Genomic DNA, 24,225 nt, shown 5'->3' with positions numbered 1-24,225 from the left:
CTCCTCAGTGCTTCGTCGCGGCGCGGATCGCGGCCCATACGGTGGACGGCGAAGCGGGCATGGCGATATCGGCGATGCCGATGGCGTCGGTGATGGCGTTGATCACCGCCGGCGGCGAGCCGATGGCGCCGGCCTCGCCGCAGCCCTTGATCCCAAGCGGGTTGCCCGGGCATGGGGTGTTCGAGGTCGAGACCGTGAACGACGGCAGATCGCCGGCGCGCGGCATGGTGTAATCCATGTAGCTCGCCGTCAGCAGCTGTCCGCTGGCGTCATAGTGGGCGCCTTCCAGCAGTGCCTGGCCGATGCCCTGCGCCAGTCCGCCATGCACCTGGCCTTCGACGATCATCGGGTTGATGATGTTGCCGAAATCATCGGCGGCAACGAATTGAACAATCTCGGTCAGGCCGGTTTCCGGATCGACCTCGACCTCGCAGATGTAGCAGCCCGCCGGGAAGGTGAAATTCGACGGATCGTAGAACGCCGTCTCCTTCAGCCCGGGCTCCATGCCGCCCGGCAGATTGTGAGCGGTGTAGGCGGCGAGCGCCATCTGGAACCACGGCACGTTCTTGTCCGTGCCGGCGACCTTCAGCGCACCATTCTCGATGACGATGTCGCCCTCGTCTGCTTCGAGCAGATGAGCCGCGATCTTCTTGGCCTTGGCTTCAACCTTGTCGAGCGCCTTGACGATGGCCGACATGCCGACCGCCCCCGAGCGCGAACCATAGGTGCCCATGCCCATCTGCACCTTGTCGGTGTCGCCATGGACGATCGAAACCGAATCGATCGGCACCCCGAAACGCTCGTTGACCAGCTGCGCGAACGTCGTTTCGTGGCCCTGGCCGTGGCTGTGCGAGCCGGTCAGCACCTCGATCGTGCCGACGGCGTTAACCCGCACCTCCGCCGATTCCCAAAGACCGACGCCGGCACCAAGGCTGCCTACCGCCGCCGACGGCGCGATGCCGCAGGCCTCGATGTAGCAACTCATGCCGATGCCGCGTAGCAGCCCCTTCTTGGCGGCGGCAGCCTTGCGCTTGGCAAAGCCGGCATAATCCGAAGCCTTCATGGCCGCATCGAGCGAAGCCGCATAGTCGCCGGCGTCATAGCACATGATGACCGGCGTCTGGTGCGGGAACGAGGTGACGAAATTCTTGCGCCGCAACTCTGCCGGCGACACACCGAACTGGCGAGCGGCGGTTTCCATCATGCGCTCCATGACGAAGGTCGCTTCCGGACGCCCCGCTCCGCGATAGGCGTCGACCGGCGCGGTGTTGGTGTAGATCGCCTTCACATTGGCGTGGATCGCCGGAATGTTGTACTGGCCCGACAACAGCGTCGCGTAGAGGTAGGTCGGCGTCGCCGACGAGAACAGCGACATGTAGGCGCCGAGATTGGCTTTGGTCTCGACCTTCAGGCCAAGTATCTTGTGGTTCGCGTCAAAGGCCATTTCGGCATGGGTGTGATGGTCGCGGCCATGCGCGTCGGTGAGGAAGCTCTCCGTGCGGTCGGCTACCCATTTGACCGGCACACCGGTCTTCTTCGACGCCCACAGGCAGACGATCTCTTCGGGATAGATGTAGATCTTGGAGCCAAAGCCGCCGCCGACATCCGGCGCTATGACACGCAGCTTGTTCTCCGGCGCGACGTTGTAGAAAGCGCTCATCACCAGCCGCGCGACATGCGGGTTCTGCGACGTCGTCCAGCAGGTGTAGTGATCCTCGGCCTTGTCGTAGTGGCCAAGAGCCGCCCGCGGCTCCATCGCGTTGGGAACAAGCCGGTTGTTGATGATGTCCATCTTGACGACATGGGATGCTTTCTTGAAGGCAGCCGCCGTCTCGTCGGCGTTGCCGATGTCCCAGTCGAAGATCAGGTTGTTGTCGGCTTCCGGGTGGATCTGCGGCGCGCCCTTGTCCATCGCCTTCGAGGCGTCGACGACCGCCTTCAGTTCCTTGTAGGTGATCTCGACCGCTTCGGCCGCATCGCGTGCCTGGCCCTTGGTCTCGGCGACGACGATGACGACCGCATCGCCGACATAGCGAACCTTGTCGAAGGCCAGCGGCGACCATGCGCCCATCTTCATCGGCGAACCGTCCTTGGAATGGATCATCCAGCCGCAGATCAGGTTGCCGATGCCATCGGCCTTGAGCTCCTTGCCGGTCAGCACCCCGATGACGCCGGGCATGGCTTGCGCCTTCTTGACGTCGATCTTCTTGATCTGCGCATGCGCGTGCGGGCTGCGCACGAAGGCCGCATGTTTCATGCCGGGAACCACCATGTCGTCGACATAGCGGCCGGCGCCGGTGATGAATCTTTTGTCTTCCTTGCGCGCGACCCGAGCGCCAACACCTTCAATGCCCATAAGAAATTCCTCCCGAAATGGTGAGTATGAGGTAGCGAGTACGTTAATAGTGAAGATCGCCGCCGGTTCAGACCGGCTACTGACTACTCACTACTCTACTGCTCACTCTTCACGCAGCCTGCTTCGCCTTGCCCTTGGCTCCCTTCGACATCGTCTTCGATGCGGCGAGGATCGCCTTGACGATGTTGTGGTAGCCGGTGCACCGGCAGATGTTGCCTTCCAGCTCGGCCCGCACCGTCGCCTCGTCGAGGCCTTCGGGGTGGCGGTTGATCATGTCGGTCGCCGTCATGATCATGCCTGGCGTGCAGAAACCGCACTGCAGCCCGTGATGTTCCTTGAAGGCTGCCTGCACCGGATGCAGGTCGGCGCCGTTGGCGAGACCCTCGATCGTCACCACGCTCGAGCCGGACGCCTGGACCGCAAGCATGGTGCAGGACTTGACCGCCTTGCCGTCGACATGGACGACGCAGGCCCCGCATTGCGAGGTATCGCACCCGACATGAGTGCCTGTAAGGCCGAGATTCTCGCGCAGGAAATGGACCAGAAGCGTTCGATCCTCGGCAACGCCGCTGACGCGCCTCCCGTTCACCATCAAAGAAACGTCCGACATGGTCCCTCCCTGGGTATCAACCTTGGTCATCACGCTGCCGACGCGCCGCTGGCGCTTCGGCCATGCGTTATTCGTACACCGCACAACGCACAAAAAACAGCGCGACGGAAAAGGCGGATCATTGTACTTTCGGGTCATGGCCAAGGCCAAAGGTGCACTCCCTCGCCCCCATTGCCAAAACGCCTATTGGAAGCAACAATATCCCCCGACGCTCGCGCGCCAGAAGCTTGTAAAAACAGCCGCGTACAAAAACAGCGTCGGAGGAAATGCGGGAGAACGCCGCTGGCCAGTTCACGGACGCGCTACGCATGCGGCTTGTCGGCGCTGACCACGGACGAGCCCAACCCGGATGTTTTCGCGCGCGCGGTGGCCGCCGAGGCTGCCGCAATCAACGCCGGCTTTGCGCTGCTGTTCTTTTCCCAGAGCCTCGTCGAGGCCGGTGCCCTGTCGCGGGCACTCTCGGTCCACGCGCCGGGGCTCCATCATGCAGGCTGCTCCACCGCCGGCGAGATTACGCCGCAAGGGCTCGAAGAAGGCCATATGCTGGCAATGCTGCTGCCGGCGGCGTCGTTCACCGCGGTCAGCACCATGGTCGACAACCTGTCCACATCGGGCATGGACAGGATCACCGGCGAGGTCGAGGCCTTGCGGCGCACGCTGCGCCGCCGGCTCGGCGGTGAGCAGACCAGGAACACCTTCGCGCTCTGCTTCATCGATGGGCTGTCCTATGCCGAGGAAGCGGTAAGCTCCGCCATCCACTGGGGACTTGACGACATACCGCTGCTCGGCGGCTCGGCAGGCGACGATCTGAAGTTCGAGACCACACGCCTGATCTCGAACGGCAGGGTCACCTCGGACAGCGCCATCATCGTGCTGATCGCCACGGAAATTCCGTTCCACGTCTTCAAGACCGACAATTTCGTTCCGACCGACGAAAAGCTGGTGGTGACGGCGTCCGATGCCGATCACCGCATCGTGCGCGAATTCAACGCCACCAATGCGGCGGAGGAATATGCCGCTTCCGTCGGGATCATCCCGCAGACCTTGACGCCGCTGAGCTTCGCCTCGCATCCGGTGGTGGTGAAGGTGGGCGGCGAATATTATTGCCGTTCCATCCAGAAGATGCACCCGGACGGTTCGCTGTCGTTCTTCTGCGCCATCGACGACGGCGTCGTGCTGTCGATCGCCCAGCCCAAGGATATGGTGGAATCGACACGCGCCGCCCTGCGCGAGGTCGAGGAGCGGCTTGGCGGCATCGACATGATCCTCGGCTTCGACTGCGTGCTGCGCCGGCTCGATGCACGCAACCGGCAGGTCTTTCGTGACATTTCGGAGCTCTACCGGGTCAACAACGTCGTCGGCTTCGGCACCTATGGCGAGCAGTACCGGTCGATGCACCTCAACCAGACTTTCACCGGCATCGCTTTCGGCGAACGCCAAGCAGCAGAATAGGGCGGCGAAATAAGATGCCGCTCAGGGACATAAACGATCTCGAAAAGCTGAAGAAGATCAACGCCGCCCTGGTCAGCCGCGTCGAGCGGTCGATGGACCAGCAAGGCAACGCCTTCTCGCTGTTCCAGACCGCGATCTCGCTTGAAAACCGCGTGCGCACGCGCACGGAGGAGCTGCACTCGACCTTGCGGCGGCTTGAGCAATCCAACATCGATCTCAGCGCCGCCAAGGAAAATGCCGAACTGGCGAACCTGTCCAAGACAAGGTTCCTCGCCGCCGCCAGCCATGACGTGCTGCAGCCGCTGAACGCGGCCCATCTCTCCGTCTCGGCGCTCGCCGAGGTGCAGACCAGCGACGAGGGCAGGAAGCTGGTGCGGCAGGTCGAGCGCTCGCTGGAAACGATGGAGGACCTGCTGCGCACGCTGCTGGACATCTCCAAGCTCGACGCCGGCGTGGTGCAGCCCGACATTGGCGACGTCAGCCTCGAGGCGCTGTTCTCGTCGCTGCGCTCGGATTTCCAGCCGGTCGCGGAAATGAAGGGGCTGTCGCTGAAATTCCGGCCGGTCAATGCCGTGGTCCGCTCCGACCGGACGCTGCTGCGCCGCATCCTGCAGAACATTCTCTCCAACGCGCTGGGCTACACCCGCTCGGGTGGCGTCCTTGTCGGCACCAGGCATCGCGGCGACACCATCCGCATCGATGTCGCCGATACCGGCTGCGGCATTCCCGAGGACCAGCGCGAGGCGGTTTTCGAGGAGTTCCATCGCGGCACCTCGCCTACCAGTGCCGAACTCGACGGCGGCGGCCTTGGACTCGGACTTGCCATCGTGCGCCGCATGGCCGGCGCGCTCGGCCACCCAGTGACTTTCTCGTCGAAGGTCGGGCGCGGCACGATCTTCCACATCGATGTCCCCGTCGGCATCGGGGCGCCCGCCGACGCCATCGCCAGCGCCACCGGCCTTGAGCGGTCGCGCGGCTACGGCCTGTTCGGCACCAAGGTGCTGCTGGTCGAGAACGACATCGAGGTGCTGGAGGCCATGACCTTCCTGCTCGAACGCTGGCAGTGCCTGGTGCGCGCCGCGACCTCGACCGACGATGCGCTGGACCTGCTCGGCGACACCGACTGGGTGCCGGACATCATCATCGCCGACCAGCATCTCGACGGCGGCGATCTCGGCACCGCCACCATATCGGAAGTCCGCGACTATCTCGGCCGCGCCGTGCCGGCGCTCATCGTCACCGCCGACAGTTCCGAAGCCGTCGCCAAGGCCGCGCGCGCCGGGGGCATCGAGCTAATGCGCAAACCGCTGAAACCTGCCCAGCTGCGCGCGCTGCTGGCGCATTTGCTGGCTTAGAGGCTTACCCTCCCCTTGATGGGGAGGGTCGGCGCGCAGCGCCGGGGTGGGGTGCGGCGCCAAGGGAGGTAAAAGCTCAGAACCCCGCCTGATCCCTGAAAAGCTCCGCATTGTCTAGTTTCGAGACCTCGATCACCGCTTGCGTGCGGCTATACACGTTGAGCTTGCGCAGGATCTCCGAGACATGCGCCTTGACCGTGGTCTCGCCGACCTGCAGCTCATAGGCGATCTGCTTGTTGAGCAGGCCCTGGCGCAGCATTTGCAGCACCCGCAGTTGCTGCGGTGTCAGCTTGGACAGGCGCTGGACCATGTCGGCGCGGTCGATGCTGTCGGCATCCGCCGGCTGGCCTTCATAGGTTTCCGGCACATAGATTGCGCCGTCCATCACCGAGCGGATGGCGGCGGCCAGATCGCTCTTGCGGGCCGATTTCGGGATGAAGCCGGCGGCACCATAGGACAGCGCCTCGGAAATGATCCTCGGCTCCTCATATCCCGACACGATCACCACCGGCAGGCGCGGATAGCGGGTCCTGAGCTGCAGCAGGCCCTCGAAACCGTGCACGTCGGGCATGGAGAGATCGAGAAGCGCAAGGTCGAAAGGTTTGGCGCCTGCCAGCAATTCCACCGCCTCGGTGATCGAGCGCGCTTCCACCGTATCGACTTCCGGATAGGCCATCTGGACGGCGCTATGCAGCGCCTCGCGAAACAGCGGATGGTCGTCGATGATCAGGAACCGGGCGCGATCGTTGGGTGCTGTCATGTGGCTCGTTCCGGTTTACCGGCCACACCATAGTCCCGCGACCATGGCCGGATTATTGGCAAATAGTCTATCGCCAATTGCCAGGATGCACCGCTGTAAAAGCAATGGAAACCCTGAATTCCTCATACAGCCCAGGCAAAGGCCCTGCTTTATGAAAAGCGACGCCTTGCCCGCCCCCCGAAATCGGTCGAAGGTGCCGCCAGCAACCCGATATCCAAACGCAGAGACCACCATGACCGCCTTTGTCCTTCCCGTGCCGCCAACACCTTCAGTCGCCATCAGCGGGTCGGCCGAGCGCTTTGCCGTGCGGCGCGTTTTCTGCGTTGGCCGCAACTATGCGGCGCACGCGCGCGAGTTCGGCAACGATGAACGCGATCCGCCCTTCTTCTTCACCAAGCCCGCCGACGCCGTGGTCGATTCCGGCACAGTGATCCCCTACCCGCCGCTGACGGCCAATCTGCACCACGAAATCGAACTGGTGGCCGCGATCGGCAGGCCGGGCTTCCGCATCGCGCGCGAGCGGGCGCTGGATCACGTCTGGGGTTACGCCGTCGGCATCGACCTCACCCGCCGCGATCTCCAGGATGAGGCCAAGAAGGCGGCGCGGCCCTGGGACTGGTCGAAAGCCTTCGACCGTTCAGCCCCTTGCGGCCCGCTGGTTCCCGCGCAGAAATCCGGGCACCCGACGAAAGGCCGCATCTGGCTCGCCGTCAACGGTGCTGTGAAACAGGATGCCGACCTCACCGAATTGATCTGGCCAATCGCCGACATCGTCTCGATCTGCAGCGAGGCAGTCGAACTGCAACCGGGCGACCTGATCTTCACCGGCACGCCGGCCGGCGTCGGCGCGGTCAAGCCGGGCGAGACGATGACCGGCGGCGTCGACGGCATCGGCACGATCGAAGTGACGATCGGCCAGCCGCAATCTTGAAACGACAAAGCCATGAGCGACATCGTCCTGCACAATTACTATCGCTCCTCCACCTCCTACCGGGTGCGGATCGCGCTGGAGATGAAGGGGCTGAGCTATGACTACATCCCGCATCATCTGCGCCATGGCGAGCACCTGGAACCGGCCTATCTCGCGGTCAACCCGCAGGGGCTGGTGCCGGCATTGATGCTCGACGGCACGCTTTTGACGCAGTCGCTGGCGATCATCGAATATCTCGACGAGATCCGGCCGGAACCGCCACTGCTGCCGAAGGACGCGCTTGGCCGAGCGCGCGTGCGCATGCTGGCGCAGATGATCGCTTGCGACATCCACCCGGTGAACAATCTGCGCGTGTTGACCTCGCTGCGCACTTTGTTCGGCGCCGGCGACCAGGACATCACCAACTGGTTCCGCCACTGGGTGAACGAAGGCTTTCAGCCGCTTGAAAAGATTCTGGCTTCCTCGCCCGACACTGGAACGTTCTGCCACGGCGAGGCGCCAGGGCTGGCCGATATCTGCCTGGCAGCGCAGGTCACCAACAATGCCCGCTTCGGCGTCGACATGGGGCCTTACCCGACGATCGCCCGCATCCACGCCGCCTGCATGGCACTGCCGGCCTTCCAGAAAGCCGCACCGCAGAACCAGATCGATGCCGAATAGGGCCTCTACCGACCCACGCGCAGCGTGAGTGCCCAGAACGCCAAAGCGAACAGGCCGATACCCGCCCCAAGCAGGCAGACGCCGCTCCAGCCCATGGCGCCATAGACCATGGTCGAGGCAATCGAGCCGAGCGCACTGCCGAGCGAATAGAAGATCATGTAGCCACCAACCAGCCGGCTGCGCGCATCCGGCCGGCGCGAAAAGATCAGGCTCTGATTGGTGACGTGGACGGCCTGGATCGCCAGGTCCAGCATGACGATGCCGGCGACAAGCAGCCACAGCGACAGACCCATGAAGGCGATCGGCAGCCAGGCAGCCGTCATCAGAAGCAGGCTGAGGCCGGTGACCAGTTGCCCGCGCCCGCGATCGACCAAGCCTCCCGTCCAGCGCGCGCCCAGTGCGCCGGCGACGCCGGCAAGGCCGAACAGCCCGATCGCGGTGTGCGAGAGTGAAAATGGCACGGCGCTCAGCGGCAGCACCAGCGGCGCCCATAGCACGTTGAAAGTGGCGAAGATCAGCATGGCGAGCACGGCGCGCACGCGCAGCAGCGGCTCCTGCACGAACAGCAGCACGACCGAAGCGAGCAGGCGCGGATAGGACGTGCGCGGCCGCTCCGTCTCGTGGCGCGGCAGCATCAGGAAGAGGACCACCGCCATGACGAGCGTCAGCGTCGCCGAGACCAGATAGACCCAGCGCCAGCCGGCGAAGTCGGCGACGACGCCGGCGACGAAGCGGGCAAGCAGGATGCCTGTTATGACGCCGCTGGTGACGGTGCCGACTGCCCGCCCCCGCTCGGATGGCAGCGCGAGGTCGGCGGCGTACGCCACCAGCACCTGCACCACCACGGCAAGCAGGCCGACAACCGCCAGGCTTGCCAGCAGCATCGCCGCGTTCGGCGCGACCCCGACCGCGATCAGCGCCACCGCGGAAAGCACCGCCTGGCCGGCGATCAGCTTGCGGCGGTCGAACAGATCGCCAAGCGGCACGATGAAGAACAGGCCGAGCGCGTAGCCGACCTGGGTGACCGTCACCACGATGCCGACCGAGGCCGGCGCGATGGCAAAATCATGCGCGATGGCGTCGAGCAGCGGATGGGCAAAATAGATGTTGGCGACGCTCAGGCCACAGGCAATGGCGAAGACCAGTGCCGTCATTCTCGACAATCCCGGTGGTGAATCTGGTGTTGCCTGCAACAGCCTGTCGGCCCGCTCCGCTCCTGTTGCCACGCCGTTCACCACCCGCAGATTCATGTCGCTCTCCACAATAGGTTTCAACTTGAAACCACTTGCTGGATAGCCAAATCAGTTTTATCTTGCAACCGAGATGATTGATCTGGACCAACGATTGCCATGGTGAAACGAACGAGCCACCACGAAGCGGATTGCCTGATCGCGCGGCCGCTGGATGCGATCGGCGACTGGTGGTCGCTGCTCATCGTGCGCGACGCCTTCGACGGCTTGCGCCGCTTCGGCGAATTCCAGAAGAGCCTCGGCGTCGCCAAGAACATCCTGTCGGCGCGGCTGCGCAATCTGGTCGCGCACGGCATACTGGAAACGGTTCCCGCGCCCGACGGCAGCGCGCACCATGAATATGTGCTGACGCAAAAAGGGCGCGGCCTGTTCTATGTCTTGGTCGCCTTGCGGCAATGGGGCGAGGCCTATTTCTCCGGACCGGGCGAGCCCTACACTTTCATGGTCGACACGCAGAGCGGCCGGCCGATCAGGCGCCTGGAAGTGCATGCCGAGGACGGGAGGCTGCTGGTCCCCGGCGACACGAGGCTCGCCGATTTCCGCGACCAGGAAAACAGCTGAGCGCCCTGGCTGGTTCGGCGGACTGGCAGGGCTGGCGGAATCGATTTCCGCTTGACCGGACAGGGAATCGGCTATCGTTTCCACAGACAGTACGCAGGGTGGAGTGACCGATGAAAGCCGTCGTCTTCGAGAAATTCGGCGAAGCGCCGACGATCCAGACCGTCCCCGATCCGAAGCCGGCCGCCGATGGTGTCGTCATCAAGGTCGAGGCGACGGGGCTCTGCCGCAGCGACTGGCATGGCTGGATGGGCCATGACGATGATATCCGGCTGCCGCATGTGCCGGGCCATGAATTGGCGGGCGTCGTTGTGGCGGCTGGCAAGCGCGTGACGCACTGGAAGGCAGGCGACCGGGTCACGGTGCCTTTTGTCGGCGGCTGCGGCCACTGCTTCGAATGCACGTCCGGCAACCACCAGGTCTGCGAGCATCAGTTCCAGCCCGGTTTCACCGCCTGGGGCTCTTTCGCCGAATATGTCGCCATCGACTTCGCCGACACCAATCTCGTACGCCTGCCGGAAGAGATGGAATTCGCCACCGCCGCCAGCCTGGGCTGCCGCTTCGTCACGTCGTTCCGGGCGATCGTCGACCAGGGACGGGTCAAGCCCGGAGAATGGGTTGCCGTGCATGGCTGCGGCGGCGTCGGGCTTTCGGCGATCATGATCGCCAGCGCCATGGGCGCCAATGTCATTGCCATCGATCTCACCGACGAGAAACTGGAGTTTGCCCGCAAGATCGGCGCGGTGGCGACCATCAACGCATCGACCACCCCCAATGTGGTGAAGGCCGTCAAGCAGATCACCAATGGCGGCGTTCATATGTCGATGGACGCGCTCGGCCATCCGACCACCTCGTTCAACTCCATCTCGAACCTGCGCCGGCGCGGCCGCCATGTGCAGGTCGGCCTGATGCTCGGCGACCATGCCAAGGCTGCGGTTCCCATGAGCAAGATCATCGCTTTCGAGTTGGAGATCCTCGGCAGTCACGGCATGCAAGCTTACCGCTACCAGGCGATGATGGAGATGATTCGTACCGGAAAGCTCAAACCCGAACTGCTGATCGGCAAGAAGATCAGCCTCGACGAAGCGCCCGCGGCCTTGATGGCGATGGGCGGTTTCGAAGGCATCGGTATCGGCGTGGTGACGAAGTTCGGATAGCCGTCCGACAAAAATTTTGCGCGATTGCTTTACAACCGACGCGAGGTCATACACAATCTTAAGTAGCAAAAAATTCAAAGAGCGCGCATAGATCGATGTCGGAGATGAGAATTTTTCTGCTCTGTCTCTTGTTGCTGTGGCCCACGCTCAGCGCCTGGGCGCAAGACAGTGGAGTTCACGACGAAGCCCAAGCGCCAGGTCAGGGCGCCTCGATATCCAATGAGCCAGGGACGGCAAAGGAATCCACCCTGCGGTTCGAAGATTTTCCAGCGAAAATTTTTCAACTGAAGGCTGCGAAAAACATCCAAGTTCACCCTAGTGACTCCTGGGCGCAGGCAGTTAAGGCGGATATTCGCCAAGCAATGAAACGTGGTGCCGATTTCGCCGGCCACTTCTCCGTTGTTCTGGTCAATTGCGGTACCGCTTGCATCGCCGCGCGCATGATCGATTTGCGCACCGGTCAGCTCTTTTGGATACCAGGGGGCTACCAGTTGGATTTGGAATACCATGTGAGGAGTCGGTTGATGAGGGTTGCCTGGGCGGACCCCTCCGAAAATCCCGTGTGCGTGCGTCAAGATTTTGAGTGGACGGGGCGCAAATTCGTCAAGCGTTACGAGGATCGCGAGAAAGTCGTGGATACCTCCGAGTGCCCTGGTTTAGCCTACATAGGCAAGCCGCCTCAGTGAGCATCCGCGACAGCGGTACCCCTACCGCGCAAACTTCTTCGCGCCAAACACGCAGGCCACCACGCCGAGCGTGACAACCACCATCAGCGGGCTGACCTGTTCGTGCAGCAAGCTCGCCGCGAGCGCCAGGCCGAAGAAGGGCTGCAACAGCTGCAGTTGGCCGACCGCGGCAATGCCGCCTTGCGCCAGGCCGCGATACCAGAAGACGAAGCCGATCAGCATGCTGAACAGCGAGACATAGGCGAGACCGATCCAGGCGTGGGAGCCGACGGCGGCAAAGGACGGCGGCAGAGTCGCGAAAGTCAGCACCAGCATGATCGGCAGCGACAGCGTCAGCGCCCAGCAGATCACTTGCCAGCCGCCTAGCCTGCGCGACAGCGCGGCGCCCTCGGCGTAGCCCAGTCCACACACGACGATGGCGCCCAGCATCAGGCCGTCGCCGAGCGGTGACGCGGTCACGCCTTGCGACAGGGCAAAACCGGCGACAAGCGCGCTGCCGATGCACGAAAACAGCCAGAACGCCGGTCGTGGACGCTCGCCGCCGCGCAGCACGCCGAAGATCGCGGTTGCCAGCGGCAGCAGGCCAACGAAGATGATCGAGTGGGCGGAGGTGACGTGCTTCAGCGCCAGCGCGGTCAGCAACGGAAAGCCGACCACCACCCCAAGGGCGACGATCACCAGCGACAGCAGATCGCCCCGCTCCGGTCGTTTCTGCCGGAACAAGACCAGCATTGCCAGGCCAAGCAGCCCGGCAATCGCGGCGCGGGCCGATGTCACGAAGGTCGGATCGAAATCCATCACGGCCACGCGCGTCGCCGGCAGCGAGCCTGAGAAGATCAGCACGCCGATAAATCCGTTCAGCCAGCCGCTCGCGGTCTTGTCCATTCCAGGCTCCATGTCTTTCGCCCTCTATCGGGCAGATGTCATGGCGCGGCCAGAGACAATGGAGTACAATTCAGCGAAACTGTAATGGCATGACGAGCAGTACGGATGACGGACTTCGCTTTGGAAACCGACGGCGCGCGCGCCCTGGCCGCCCCCACTTTGGTCGAAAGCGTCATGGCGGCCATACGCCAGCGGATCGCCGCGCGCAGCCTGACACCAGGAGCGCGGCTGCCGTCGATCCGCGCCTTCGCGCAATCCATGCAGGTGTCCAAATCCACCGTGGTCGAAGCCTATGAGCGGCTCGCCGCCGAAGGCACGATCCGCTCCCGGCCGGGTTCAGGCTTCTATGCCGCCGGCACGCTGGCGCCGCTGTCGCTGGCCGAGATCGGTCCCCGGCTCGACCGTGCCGTCGATCCGCTCTGGGTCTCGCGCCAGTCGCTGGATGCTGGCGACGAGGTGCTGAAACCCGGCTGCGGCTGGCTGCCGGCCTCGTGGATGCCTCAGGCCGGACTGCGCCGCGCGCTACGCACGGCGGCGCGTGCCGATGATGCCGCGCTTGCCGACTACGGCACGCCGCTCGGCCTGCCGCCGCTGCGGCAATTGCTGGCCCGGCGCATGGCCGGGCACGGCATCGAAGCCTCGCCCGAACAGATCATGCTGACGGAATCGGGCACGCAGGCCATTGACCTCCTGTGCCGGTTCCTGATCGAACCCGGCGACACGGTGCTGGTCGACGACCCCTGCTATTTCAACTTCCACGCTTTGCTGCGTGCCCACCGCGCCAAGGTCATCAGCGTTCCCTACACGCCGTCGGGGCCTGATATCGAGCTGTTCGCCCAGGCGCTCGCCGAGCACCGGCCGCGCCTCTACATCACCAATTCCGCCATCCACAACCCGACCGGCGCGATCCTGTCACCGGTCACCGCGCACCGCTTGCTGAAACTCGCCGACCAGTCGGACCTGACTATCGTCGAGGACGATATCTTCGCCGATTTCGAACATGCCCCTGCCCCCAGGATGGCGGCCTTCGATGGGCTGAACCGCGTCGTCCAGATCGGCAGCTTCTCCAAGACGCTGTCGGCCTCGGTCCGCTGCGGTTTCATCGCCGCGCCCCGCGACTGGATCGAGGGCCTGACCGACCTCAAGATCGCCACCACCTTCGGCGGCGGGCGGCTGGCGGCCGAACTGGTGCTGACGCTGCTCAAGGACGGCAGCTACCGCAAGCATATGGATCTGCTGCGCGCCAAGCTCGCGCGCGCGATGGCCGAGACCGGCACTCGCCTGAAGGCGATCGGCATCACGCCCTGGATCGACCAGCCGGCCGGCCTGTTCCTGTGGTGCGGCCTGCCCGATGGCGTGGATGCGGCCGACGTCGCACGGCATGCCTTGGCAGACAACGTCGTGCTGGCGCCCGGCAATGCGTTCAGCCTGTCCCAGACGGCCAGCCGTTTCCTGCGCTTCAACGTCGCCCAGTGCGACGACGAGCGGATTTTCAAGGTGCTGGAAACCGCGATGAAGCGTTGATCTCAGCCACTTTTAATCAACGCCCCGCACAGACCTCCCGCACGCAGTCGCGCAACCAGCGTTGCGCCGGATCGGCATCGAGGCGCGGATGCCAGAGCATCGAAATGGTGACCTCCACCGTCGTGACCGGCAGTGGAAAACTGTGCATGCCGGCGCGCGCGCCGGCCGTGTGCCGCTCGGGCACGCTGGCGATCAGGTCCGAGGCGCGCGCCATGGCGAGTGCTGCCGAAAAACCCGAAACCATGCACACGACCGTCCGCCGCAGGCCAAGCGCGCTCAGGGCCTCGTCGATCGGCCCCTTCTCGCGGCCACGCCGCGAAACACTGATGTGCCGGCCCGCCGCATAGCGCTCGGCCGTCACCGTGCCTTCGCTCAAGGGATGGCCTGCTCTAACAGCACCAATGAAGCGGTCGCGAAACAAGGCCTGGATGCGCACTTCGGGTCCGGTTTCGCCGGCAACGCCGATTTCCAGGTCGATCGCCGCGTCGCGCAGCGACATCACATCCTTGTCTGATTTCGGCGCGAAACGCACCCGCACTCCTGGCGCATCAGCCTCGATGCGGGCGACAAGGCGAGGCCCGAACTCCTCGACGAAGCCTTCATTGGTGCGCAGCGTGAAGACCTTGTCCAGGCTTGAGAGATCAAGCAGTTCGGCAGGGCGCAGCAGCATCTCCGCGTCCTGGACGACGGGGCCGACCTGCCGCCGCAATTCCTCCGCGCGCGGCGTCGCCACCAGGCCGCGCCCGGCCCGCACCAGCAAGGGATCGCCCGTTGCCTCGCGCAGCCGCGCCAGCGTCCGGCTCATCGCCGAGGGGCTGAGCCGCAGACGGCGCGCGGCGCGGGCCACGCTGCCTTCCGCCAGCAGCACGTCGAGAGCAAAGAGCAGATTGAGATCAGGAGACGTCATCCGCGAACCATAACATGATGTGGCGTCTCATGCATTGATATGATGCAAATGCTGCGCCTTCCGCCATATCAACCACAAGGCTAGATCTCTGATGGTTCCGGTTCCGGAGCGAATGGAAAGGAGATCGCCATGGCAGTCGCCGCACAAAGTCGAGATGGGTTGATATCAGCCCCGCAAGAGAAAGAATCGGTCGGCTGGGCTCTGGCAAGCCTGTCGCTCGCCACGCTGCTGTCGTCGCTCGGGACCAGCATCGCCAGCGTCGGGCTGCCATCTCTGATGCAGACGTTCGGCGCGTCGTTCCAGGCCGTGCAATGGGTGGTTCTGGCCTACCTCCTCGCCATCACCACGCTGATCGTCAGCGCCGGGCGGCTGGCCGACATGTTCGGACGCCGGCCGCTGCTGCTTGGCGGCATCGCGCTGTTCACATCGGCTTCGGTGCTCTGCGGCCTGGCCCCGACGCTTTGGCTGCTGATCGCCGCGCGCGCCGTGCAGGGGCTTGGCGCCGCATCGATGATGGCGCTGACGCTGGCCTTTGTCGCCGAGACCGTGAGCAAGGAGCGGACCGGCAGCGCCATGGGTCTGCTCGGCGCCATGTCGGCCATCGGCACCACGCTCGGTCCCTCGCTCGGCGGCCTGCTGATCGCCGGTCTCGGCTGGCGCGCGATCTTTCTCGTCAATGTGCCGCTGGGTCTGCTGACCTTCGCCCTCGCCTGGCGTGCCTTGCCTGCCAGGGACAAGAACGCGCGGGCCGCCCAAGGCAAGTTCGACGCGACAGGCACTGTCCTGCTGGCCCTGACCCTGGCTGCCTATGCGCTGGCCATGACACTTGGGCGAGGCAATTTCGGCGCGCTCAACATTGGCCTGCTTTTTGCGACCGGCATCGGCGTTGCTCTCTTCGCCGTCACGCAATCAAGAGTGAAAACCCCGTTGATTCAGCTTGCCAGTTTCCGGGATCCGCGGCTCAGCGCCAGCCTGGCCATGAGCCTCATCGTCGCCACGGTGATGATGGCAACCCTGGTGGTTGCCCCGTTCTATCTGTCGCGAGGGTTGGGGCTCGATGCCGCGATGGTCGGCTTGGTGCTTTCAACCGGGCCGCTGGTCTCGACCCTGTCGGCGCTGCTGGCTGGGCGGCTTTCCGATCGCTTCGGAGCCAACAGGATGATGGTCGCCGGGCTCATCAGCCTTGCCGCGGGCACGTTCCTGCTTTCGCTCGCCATGACGAAACTCGGCATTGCCAGCTATGTCGTTCCGATCACCGTCACCTGCTTAGGCTATGCCCTGTTCCAGACCTCCAACAATGCAGCCGTCATGAGCGGTGTCGGCGCCGGCGAACGCGGTGTCATGTCGGGCCTGCTCAACCTGTCGCGCAATCTCGGCCTCATCACCGGCGCATCCTTGATGGGCGCCATCTTCGCGGTTGCGTCGGCTGGTGCTCCGAAAGCAACAGGACCGGACGTCCTGACCTCCGCTTCTGCGGCCCGCGGCATGCAAATCACCTTTGAGACGGCAACAGCCATGGCCTTGGTGGCGCTGCTGCTTGCCCTGTTTTCGGCACGCAATGCGATCAAGCTTGAACAGCCGGGGCAATCAACGCGGGATTCCTGACAGTACGGGGCTTGGGCTGATGCGCTCAGGCCCCTGCCCGTTTGCGGCGCTCATACAGCATGACCAGCGTTTCGGCCGTCAGTGCCGGCTTTTCCTCGCCTTCGATCTCGACGGTGTTGGCTGCCTTCATCAGATATTGGCCAGGGCCTCTGTCTTCCATGGAAAGCAAGACCGTGCGCAGCCTGATGCGTGCGCCGACCTTGACCGGCGCGAGGAAGCGCACCTTGTCGAAGCCGTAGTTGAAGGCGGCCTGCGTATTTTCGGGCACGATGCCCATGCCGAGCGCCAGCGCGCCGATGATCGACAGCGTCAGGTAGCCATGCGCGATCGTCGTGCGGAACGGGCTTTGCCGCCGCGCCCGCTCGGGATCGACATGGATCCATTGATGGTCGCCGGTGCATTCGGCGAACTGGTTGATACGGTTCTGGTCGACCGTGGTCCATTCCGAGACGCCCAGTTCCTGCCCGGACATCGTCCTCAACTGCTCGTAGGTCGGCGGCGTTTTAGGCCGTACTTCAGTCATTCCTGCTTTCCCGATAGCTTGCAGTGCCTCCGGACCACGAACGGACGGCTCCTGTCAATTCGCCTTGCGTGAATCCGTTCCGCCGAATTCCGGCTGAATCGCCCCATGCCGCCTGACGCGTGGCGCCGATGCAACTATGCGCAAGGGGGTAAGGAGTGCCGGCGATCCGCGTTGGGGGATGCGGACGACGGCCCACGCAGACCTATTTCTTCTCGTAGCCGGCGCGGATTTCCTCCATCGCTTCCTTGATCCGTGCGCGCAGGATGTCGATCGATTCGGTGCCGGATTTCCGGGCCAATTCAGCCACTTCGCCGGCATTCTTGAGCGCCGCCTCGAACGACTTCCTGGCGAACTCCGTCTGCTTGGCCATGAGCTCCTGTGGATTGCCCGGCGCCCGATAGCTTTGCGCCACGTCGGCAACCTCGCGCAACGTGTCCTGCAGCATTTCGCGTTGCCTTGACAACAGCGAGGTCGCTCCGGCTGCGCCGGCGCGCGCCGCCTTCTCCAGCGCTTCCAGGTTCTTGCGGTGATGGGCGAGGATCGCCTCGACATCGACATTGGGCACCTTCAGGTCGCGGCCGAATTTGCCGAACATGTCCATGAAGGAATCGGATTCCGGTTGTTTTGCCATGACGTCTTCTCCCCTGTCGCCGCGAATGCGGGCGCCCTCGCCGGAGAATAGCACTCGCGTGTCACGAGTCCATTCGGACACAGGCATGGCGATGGACACGGAATCAATTGACCGGGAGCAGCAGCTCGATCGTATAAAGCACTATGCCCGCCAGCCCGCCGATGATCATGCCGTTGAAGCGGATGTATTGCAGGTCTCGGCCAATGTTCATCTCGATCAGCCGCGTCAGTTGGGCAAGGTCCCAGCGCTTGACCTGGTCGGCGATGAATTTCGATACGCCGCTCTTCTGGCTCTCGACGAAGGAGGCCAGCGCCACGACGAACCCTTGGTTCATATCGGCCCGGATCTGCGCATCGCCGGCAAGATGGCGGCCGACCTCGACGAACATACTGGCGAGATGCGCGCGGATCACCGAATTCGGCGCCTTGGCGTCCTGCTCGATGAACAGGCTGAGGCTCTCCCACATGTCCCCGGCCAGCGCCCTGACTTCGGGGCGGGCGAGGAAATCGTGCTTCATCTTCTCGGCACGCTTTGCATATTGCTTGGACGTCCGCAGCCGTTCGACGAAGCCTTGCGCGAAACGATCGAACTCGGCCCGCATCGGATGGTCCGGATCGGCCCGCACCTCGTCGAGCAGGGAGCCCGCCGAAGCGACGATCTTCTTCAGGAGATAGGCGTCGGCTCTGAACAGGTTGAACAGCGACGGCAATTCCTCGCGGATTTTTTCGCGCATCGTTGCCAGCGCCTGTTCATCGTTGAGGAAGCGGCCGACCACCTTGATGAATTCGTCGAACAGTTTCTGGTGGCGACGATCGTCGGTGAGCGCCGACAGGAGTTCCGCCGCCAGCGGCGCAAGCGGCACCTTTTCGATCTGTTCAAGCATGCGGCTGGTGACGAAGCCGCGCAGGCCGGATTGCTCGACGGCCGCAAGTGTCTGCGGCACCAGTCGAACCACGAAACGCGACAGGCCGGCGGCGCGTTCGGCATCAGTCAGCCAGTCGGCGACGAGTGCCGCAAAATCGACCTCGGCGAGTTTTTCCCGCACCGGCTCCGGCGCCAGGAAATTGGCTTCGATGAAGCGGCCGAGATTGTCAGCGATGCGGTTCTGGTTTTCCGGGATGATGGCGGTGTGCGGGATCGGCAGCCCAAGCGGCCGCCTGAACAGCGCCACCACCGCGTACCAGTCGGCCAGGCCGCCAATGGTCGCCGCCTCGGCGAAGGCGGCGACGAAGCCCAGCCACGGATAGCTGTTTTGGAACGACTTGGCCAAGGCGAACACCAGCACGCAGAGCGCCAGCGCGGCCGTGGCGATGAATTTGGTCCGCCGCAGCGCCGAGAGCTTGGCGGCCGCGTCGGCATCGAAACGGACAGGCGCCAGGGACGAAGCCGATTGTGACATGGACGAACTGCTCCTCGTCGATCTCTGGTCGACCACTGGTATCTCTGGTCGACCGCTGGTCGATCTCTGGGGTCGATCTCCGGCCTATCTAGGGTTTCATCAGCCAAAATGCCCGTGACGACCGGTTTTCCCCGCGTTCCGCCCGGTTGCGCACATAAAGTTGACGAGAATATTCATCTATAGTGCGAAGCTAGTCTGGAATTATTCCAAGGTATACGCCATATTCGGTCGAGGCCAGTGTGGCGAATCCGAAATTCCGGATCACAGCCGCGCCAGCAAAGTTCTGGAATCTGGCGCGGTCACACCACGCCGGCGCCTAGTGAGGACGAAATGCGGCTTACCCGCCAGACCAATTATGCCATGCGCATCCTGATGTATTGTGCCGCCAACAATGACCGGTTGAGCCGCATTCCCGAAATCGCGGCCGCCTACTCCGTCTCGGAACTTTTCTTGTTCAAGATCCTGCAGCCGCTGGTCGAGCATGGGCTGGTCGAGACGGTGCGCGGCCGCAATGGCGGCGTCCGGCTTGGCCGTGCCGCCGAGGCGATCAGCCTCTTCGACGTCGTGCGCGTCACCGAGGAAAGCTTCGCCATGGCCGAATGCTTCGAGAACGATGCGGCCGAGTGCCCGCTGGTCGACAGCTGCGCGTTGAATTCAGCGCTGCGCGAGGCGCTCAACGCCTTCTTCGCCGTGCTTGCCCGCTACACGATCGCCGATATGGTGGCGGCACGGCCGAATGTGCGCAACCTGCTTGGCATCGACATGCTGGAACGCCGCGCCCCGGCAGCGTAGTCCACAACGCGGCTTAGCGGTTTGATTCTATTGATGCCTTGCGCGCGACGCCACCCATGGGGTCGTCATTCTAGGGCGGAGCAAGGAGCGAAGCGACGCAGCGCAGACCCTAGAATCCATTCCGTGACGTTCGAGCGCCGCAACGATGCAGAACGAGTGGCGGCAGCGCCTGTTCTGCATCGCCGCATCCTTCGGTTGATGTAACGGAATGGATCCTCGGGTCTGTGCGTCCGCTTCGCTCCCGCTCCGCCCGTGGATGACGAAGGTCACTGCCAAGCCTAAACGGCAGATTGCGGCAGCACGAACGGCATATTCCCGGCCGGCAACACACCGACCTTGAGCCGGCAGTCGAACACTTTCTCGATCAAATCGTCGCTCAGCACGTCCTGCGGTGAACCGGTGGCAGCCAACCGGCCGCGATGCATGACGAAGATGCGGTCGGCATACATGGCCGTCAGATTGAGGTCGTGCAGGATGGCGACCACGCCGCCACCCCTTCTGGCGAAATCGCGGGCGATGTTCATGATGATCAGCTGGTGCTTGATGTCGAGGCTGGAAACAGGCTCGTCGAGGAACAGGTAGCGCGGCTTGCCGTCGAGCACCGGCGCCCAGACCTGGCACAGCACGCGCGCAAGCTGGACTCGTTGCTGCTCGCCGCCCGAAAGCTCCTGGTAGAGCCGCCCGGCAAACCCATCGAGATCGACGCGGGCCAACGCCCGTTCCGGCAGCCGCGCATCCTCGCCAGGCAAGGCACCCGAGCGGCCGCCGACCAGCCCGAGCTTGACCACCTCGCGCACGGTGAATGGAAACGACAGCGTCGTCGCCTGCGGCAGGACCGCGCGATGGACGGCGATCTCGACCGGTTTCATCGCCGCGAGGTCGCGGCCGTTGAGGGCGATGCGCCCGGTATGGGCAAGCTCGCCGGACAACGCCTTCAGGAAGGTCGTCTTGCCCGAGCCGTTGGGGCCGACGATCGCCGCGATTTCGCCGGGTCGCGCATCGAAATCGACACCGCCGACGATGCGTTTGCCGGCGATATCAACCGAAACATCCCTTGCCTCGATCATCCCAGCCTCACAAATCCCGAATTTCACAGGTCAATTACGCCTCGCTTGCGCAGCAGTATCCACAGGAAGAACGGCGCGCCGGCGACCGCGGTGACAATGCCGATCGGCAGTTCCGCCGGCGCCACGATGGTACGTGCGACGGCATCGGCAAGCAGCAGCAGCGAGGCTCCGAGCAGTGCCGAGGCCGGCAAAAGATAGCGATTGTCCGGACCGATCAGCAGGCGCAGCAGATGCGGCACGACGATGCCCACGAAGCCGATGCCGCCACTGACGGCGACGGACGCACCGACCGCCGCCGAGACACCGATGATGGCGGTGTATTTCAGGCGCTGGACAGGTATGCCGAGATGGCCGGCGGTCGCCTCACCAAGCGCCAGCGCGTTGAGACCGCGCGACAGGAACGGCATTGCCGCCAGCGCCAATATGATGATCGGCCCGACGGACGCGATCTTCGCCCAGGTTGCGCCACCAAGGGATCCCAGTGACCAGAAGGTCAAGTCGCGCAGCTGACGATCGTCAGCCATGAAGATGAGGATGCCGGTCAGCGCCATGGCAAGCGCTGCCAGCGCGATGCCGGCGAGCAGCATGGTCGCAACCGAGGTTTGCCCGCGCCGCGTGGCGACCTGGTAGAGCACCAGGGTCGTGGCGAGGCCGCCGAAGAAAGCCGCCAGCGGCAGGGCAAGCGTGCCCAGCAAAGCCGTTACCGGCGCCAGAATGGTGCCGCCAAGCACGATGATGGCCACGGCACCGAGACTGGAGCCGGCCGAAACGCCGATCAGGCCGGGATCGGCCAGCGGATTGCGGAACAGCCCCTGCATGACGGCGCCCGACACCGCGAGCGCCGCGCCGACCAGCATGCCGAGGATGATGCGCGGCAGTCGGATATCGTAGACGATCAGGCTGTCACGCGCGCTCAGCGCCGCATCAAGTGGAACAGCTCCGGACAGCCAGTCCCTGATGACATTGACGGCCGATGCGTCCGACGCGCCTGATGTAAGCGACAGAAACACGGCGGCGGTGAGCCCGAGGCACAGCAGCAGGATGACGATGCGGGCGCGGCCCGAGCGATCGCCTTCGGACACACTCATCGCCTTCACCGGGCCGACGATCGATTGATCGACCATGATGCGCCCGCTCAGTCCGTGACCTGCCCGCCATAGAGCGAGACGGCGAGGTCGTGGATGGCGTCGGCCGTGCGCGGCCCGAAGCCGAGCAGATAACCGCCATCGATGCGGATCAATTTGCGGGCGGCACCTGCCGGCGTCGAGGCGACGGACGGATTGCCGAACAATTCGTCGTCCGATACCGGCGGCCCGGCATTGCTCATCATAAGGATCACATCCGGCCTGGCGGTAATGATCGCCTCGTCGGACATCTGCTTGTAGCCGGAAAAGCCTTCGACGGCATTGACGCCGCCCGCCAGTCTGACCATGCCGTCGGCCGCGGTTTCGCTGCCGGCCGCCAGGATCTTGCCGCCCTGGACCGACAGCACGAACAGGACGCGCTTGCGCTCCTTGATCGAGGCAGTCTGCTTTTCGGCAGCGGTGAGCCTGGCATCGAGCTCCCTGGCCAGCACCTCGGCCTTGGCGTCGGCGCCCAGTGCCTTGCCGACGATACGGACCTTCTCCAGGATGCCCTCACGGCTATAATGTTCAGGTACTTCGATGAAGGGGATGCTCGTCTTCTTCAGCACGTCGACGGCTTCCTTCGGACCGCTGCCTTGCAACGCCAGGATGCCGGTCGGATTGACCGACAGCACGCCCTCCGGCGACAGCGCGCGCATATAGCCGACATCGGGCAGGTCGAGCGCCGCCTTTGGGTACCGGCTGGTGGAATCGCGCGCCACCAGATGCTTCTCCTCGCCAAGCGCATAGACGATTTCGGTGATCGAACCGCCTATGGCGGCGATCTTCGACGGATCGGAGAAAACGGAAACGCCCTCGGCGGCACCCGCCGGTTGCAGCGCGGTGAAAGCCAAAGCAAGGCCGACCATCGGGCCGGCGATGATCCTGGAAAAACAGCCCATTGTCGTTCTCCTCAGGCTGCGGTCGGGTTTGGGATGCGCGGCAGATTCTCCGCCAGGAATCGCCAATCGTCGCGCTCGCTTTCGCCTTCATGGCGCTTGCCGAAGAACTGGATGATCATCTCGCCGTCGGCGGCATAGACCTCGAGCGAGGTGACATGGCCATCCTTGGTCGGCTTGCGCACCGCCCAGACTTCATGGATGTGGTCGGTGCGCAGGTGCAGATGGAAGGTCTCGTCGAGCACGTTGATCCACGGCCCCATCGGCTTGATCGACCTGACCGGTCCGGAATGGATCTGGATGCAGCCGCGGTTGCCAACAAAGCACATGATCGGCATCTCGCCTTCGGAGGCGTGATGGAACATGGCGCGGACCGCGTCATTGTCGAGCAGCCAGGCATAGTCCGTTCCAACCATGCGCACCGCCTGGCGACGGCTGAGCTTAAGTGTCTTCAGCATGCCGAAGAACTGGTGCACATCGGTCAGCCGGCTCCAGCGGTCGCGCAGATCGTCAAGATTGGCGGTGGTTGCTCCGGCCTCGCTCTCATCATCCGCGATTGGTCCCGAAATATCGATCGTCGGCTCCTGGTTCGACGATGCCAGCGTGGCGACCAGCTTCTGGTAGGCGTAGAGGCTGGAGGCCGGACGCAGATGCACCTTGTGCACCGCCTCGCCCGCCACGTCGAAGAACTGCAGGCTGCGGCGGATCTCTTCGCCGTCACGCTTTTCCACCGCGAAGCCATGCGCCCAGACTTTCGGGAAGATGCGTAGGTCGATGTTCTCGCCAAGCACCATGGCATTGTGGTTGCCGGTGACCACCTTGTCATAGACGCCGATCTTTTCGTGCACCGCGCTTTCATTACGGGTCAGCGCCATCACCTCGCCGACGGCCTCGAGGCCGGTCAGAAGGTCGTTGACGCGCGGCTCGACGCGCACGACGCCGTCGCCGCAATGCGCAGCCACCAGTTCGGCTTCCGAAATGCCGAGCTGGGCGGCCAGGTCACGCTCGCGCGCTTTCGGATTGTCCGTCCGTGCCCGCCGGATTTCATGTGGGGCGGGTTTTACGCGCTGGTCCATGTCTTAACCCCTGATACC

Annotated in this window: 23 protein-coding genes; 10 read left to right on the top strand and 13 right to left on the bottom strand. The window is 64.0% G+C overall.

The annotated features are described in order from the left end of the window. Positions 1 to 4: 4 nt before the first annotated feature. Complete coding sequence (locus tag MesoLj_RS19775) at positions 5 to 2,356, bottom strand: xanthine dehydrogenase family protein molybdopterin-binding subunit (RefSeq protein ID WP_140773107.1); 2,352 nt, start codon at positions 2,354 to 2,356, stop codon at positions 5 to 7. Between the two features lie 109 nt (positions 2,357 to 2,465). Further along, positions 2,466 to 2,966 (bottom strand): (2Fe-2S)-binding protein, encoded by a 501-nt coding sequence (locus MesoLj_RS19770; RefSeq protein ID WP_140773106.1) that lies wholly within the window; start codon positions 2,964 to 2,966, stop codon positions 2,466 to 2,468. A 315-nt stretch (positions 2,967 to 3,281) separates the two neighbouring features. Here MesoLj_RS19770 and MesoLj_RS19765 point away from each other — a divergent pair, with 315 nt between their 5' ends. Further along, on the top strand, positions 3,282 to 4,418 hold the full coding sequence (locus MesoLj_RS19765; protein ID WP_202321911.1) for an FIST signal transduction protein: 1,137 nt from the start codon (positions 3,282 to 3,284) through the stop codon (positions 4,416 to 4,418). Positions 4,419 to 4,432: 14 nt separating this feature from the next. Beyond that, the gene (locus tag MesoLj_RS19760; RefSeq protein ID WP_140773105.1) at positions 4,433 to 5,773 is read left to right on the top strand and encodes a hybrid sensor histidine kinase/response regulator; all 1,341 of its coding nucleotides are present in this window, start codon (positions 4,433 to 4,435) and stop codon (positions 5,771 to 5,773) included. Positions 5,774 to 5,849: 76 nt separating this feature from the next. Here MesoLj_RS19760 and MesoLj_RS19755 read toward each other — a convergent pair whose 3' ends face one another. Continuing rightward, positions 5,850 to 6,533 (bottom strand): response regulator, encoded by a 684-nt coding sequence (locus MesoLj_RS19755; RefSeq protein ID WP_140773104.1) that lies wholly within the window; start codon positions 6,531 to 6,533, stop codon positions 5,850 to 5,852. Positions 6,534 to 6,765: 232 nt separating this feature from the next. On the opposite strand from MesoLj_RS19755, the gene MesoLj_RS19750 reads away from it, so the two are divergent. Together MesoLj_RS19750 and maiA are read left to right on the top strand one after the other, a co-directional pair. Beyond that, positions 6,766 to 7,464 carry a fumarylacetoacetate hydrolase family protein gene (locus MesoLj_RS19750; protein ID WP_202321909.1) on the top strand — a complete coding sequence of 233 codons (699 nt, stop codon included), beginning with the start codon at positions 6,766 to 6,768 and terminating at the stop codon, positions 7,462 to 7,464. 12 nt (positions 7,465 to 7,476) lie between these two features. Next, positions 7,477 to 8,124, top strand: coding sequence for a maleylacetoacetate isomerase (gene maiA, locus MesoLj_RS19745; RefSeq protein WP_202321907.1), 648 nt, complete (start codon positions 7,477 to 7,479; stop codon positions 8,122 to 8,124). Positions 8,125 to 8,129: 5 nt separating this feature from the next. Here maiA and MesoLj_RS19740 read toward each other — a convergent pair whose 3' ends face one another. Further along, positions 8,130 to 9,374: an MFS transporter gene (locus MesoLj_RS19740; RefSeq protein WP_202321905.1), complete on the bottom strand. Its 1,245-nt coding sequence runs from the start codon at positions 9,372 to 9,374 to the stop codon at positions 8,130 to 8,132. Between the two features lie 99 nt (positions 9,375 to 9,473). Between MesoLj_RS19740 and MesoLj_RS19735 the strand changes: the two genes are divergently transcribed. From MesoLj_RS19735 to MesoLj_RS19725, 3 genes are all read left to right on the top strand, one after another. Further along, positions 9,474 to 9,935, top strand: a complete 462-nt coding sequence (locus MesoLj_RS19735; RefSeq protein WP_202321903.1) for a winged helix-turn-helix transcriptional regulator — start codon at positions 9,474 to 9,476, stop codon at positions 9,933 to 9,935. Positions 9,936 to 10,045: 110 nt separating this feature from the next. Continuing rightward, positions 10,046 to 11,089 (top strand): zinc-dependent alcohol dehydrogenase family protein, encoded by a 1,044-nt coding sequence (locus MesoLj_RS19730; protein WP_202321901.1) that lies wholly within the window; start codon positions 10,046 to 10,048, stop codon positions 11,087 to 11,089. 104 nt (positions 11,090 to 11,193) lie between these two features. After that, complete coding sequence (locus MesoLj_RS19725; protein WP_202321900.1) at positions 11,194 to 11,775, top strand: hypothetical protein; 582 nt, start codon at positions 11,194 to 11,196, stop codon at positions 11,773 to 11,775. A gap of 21 nt (positions 11,776 to 11,796) precedes the next feature. On the opposite strand, the gene MesoLj_RS19720 is transcribed toward MesoLj_RS19725, so the two are convergent. Next, positions 11,797 to 12,660 carry a DMT family transporter gene (locus MesoLj_RS19720; protein ID WP_202321899.1) on the bottom strand — a complete coding sequence of 288 codons (864 nt, stop codon included), beginning with the start codon at positions 12,658 to 12,660 and terminating at the stop codon, positions 11,797 to 11,799. A gap of 105 nt (positions 12,661 to 12,765) precedes the next feature. Between MesoLj_RS19720 and MesoLj_RS19715 the strand changes: the two genes are divergently transcribed. Further along, complete coding sequence (locus tag MesoLj_RS19715) at positions 12,766 to 14,184, top strand: aminotransferase-like domain-containing protein (RefSeq protein ID WP_202321898.1); 1,419 nt, start codon at positions 12,766 to 12,768, stop codon at positions 14,182 to 14,184. A gap of 16 nt (positions 14,185 to 14,200) precedes the next feature. On the opposite strand, the gene MesoLj_RS19710 is transcribed toward MesoLj_RS19715, so the two are convergent. Next, positions 14,201 to 15,091: a LysR family transcriptional regulator gene (locus MesoLj_RS19710; protein WP_202321897.1), complete on the bottom strand. Its 891-nt coding sequence runs from the start codon at positions 15,089 to 15,091 to the stop codon at positions 14,201 to 14,203. Positions 15,092 to 15,220: 129 nt separating this feature from the next. Here MesoLj_RS19710 and MesoLj_RS19705 point away from each other — a divergent pair, with 129 nt between their 5' ends. Beyond that, entirely contained in the window at positions 15,221 to 16,696 is a 1,476-nt protein-coding gene (locus tag MesoLj_RS19705) for an MFS transporter (protein ID WP_202321896.1), read from the top strand. A 25-nt stretch (positions 16,697 to 16,721) separates the two neighbouring features. Here MesoLj_RS19705 and MesoLj_RS19700 read toward each other — a convergent pair whose 3' ends face one another. From MesoLj_RS19700 to MesoLj_RS19690, 3 genes are all read right to left on the bottom strand, one after another. After that, the gene (locus MesoLj_RS19700; RefSeq protein WP_027043813.1) at positions 16,722 to 17,219 is read right to left on the bottom strand and encodes a MaoC family dehydratase; all 498 of its coding nucleotides are present in this window, start codon (positions 17,217 to 17,219) and stop codon (positions 16,722 to 16,724) included. Positions 17,220 to 17,421: 202 nt separating this feature from the next. Beyond that, a complete protein-coding gene (locus MesoLj_RS19695; RefSeq protein WP_140773084.1) occupies positions 17,422 to 17,850 on the bottom strand; it encodes a phasin family protein in 429 nt (142 codons plus the stop codon). 103 nt (positions 17,851 to 17,953) lie between these two features. Beyond that, a complete protein-coding gene (locus MesoLj_RS19690; RefSeq protein ID WP_202321895.1) occupies positions 17,954 to 19,249 on the bottom strand; it encodes a DUF445 domain-containing protein in 1,296 nt (431 codons plus the stop codon). Between the two features lie 330 nt (positions 19,250 to 19,579). Between MesoLj_RS19690 and rirA the strand changes: the two genes are divergently transcribed. Beyond that, complete coding sequence (rirA, locus tag MesoLj_RS19685) at positions 19,580 to 20,041, top strand: iron-responsive transcriptional regulator RirA (protein WP_202321893.1); 462 nt, start codon at positions 19,580 to 19,582, stop codon at positions 20,039 to 20,041. Between the two features lie 278 nt (positions 20,042 to 20,319). Here rirA and MesoLj_RS19680 read toward each other — a convergent pair whose 3' ends face one another. The 4 genes from MesoLj_RS19680 to MesoLj_RS19665 are packed head-to-tail and all read right to left on the bottom strand — an operon-like array spanning position 20,320 to position 24,207. Further along, positions 20,320 to 21,108 carry a heme ABC transporter ATP-binding protein gene (locus MesoLj_RS19680; RefSeq protein WP_202321891.1) on the bottom strand — a complete coding sequence of 263 codons (789 nt, stop codon included), beginning with the start codon at positions 21,106 to 21,108 and terminating at the stop codon, positions 20,320 to 20,322. A 23-nt stretch (positions 21,109 to 21,131) separates the two neighbouring features. Then, positions 21,132 to 22,232 (bottom strand): FecCD family ABC transporter permease, encoded by a 1,101-nt coding sequence (locus tag MesoLj_RS19675; RefSeq protein ID WP_202321889.1) that lies wholly within the window; start codon positions 22,230 to 22,232, stop codon positions 21,132 to 21,134. An 11-nt stretch (positions 22,233 to 22,243) separates the two neighbouring features. After that, a complete protein-coding gene (locus tag MesoLj_RS19670; RefSeq protein ID WP_202321887.1) occupies positions 22,244 to 23,134 on the bottom strand; it encodes a heme/hemin ABC transporter substrate-binding protein in 891 nt (296 codons plus the stop codon). An 11-nt stretch (positions 23,135 to 23,145) separates the two neighbouring features. After that, complete coding sequence (locus tag MesoLj_RS19665; protein WP_202321884.1) at positions 23,146 to 24,207, bottom strand: hemin-degrading factor; 1,062 nt, start codon at positions 24,205 to 24,207, stop codon at positions 23,146 to 23,148. Positions 24,208 to 24,225: the final 18 nt, after the last annotated feature.

The sequence above is a fragment of the Mesorhizobium sp. 113-3-9 genome (assembly GCF_016756515.1).
Lineage (GTDB): Bacteria > Pseudomonadota > Alphaproteobacteria > Rhizobiales > Rhizobiaceae > Mesorhizobium.
This window is presented reverse-complemented; position numbering and strand designations above follow the sequence as displayed.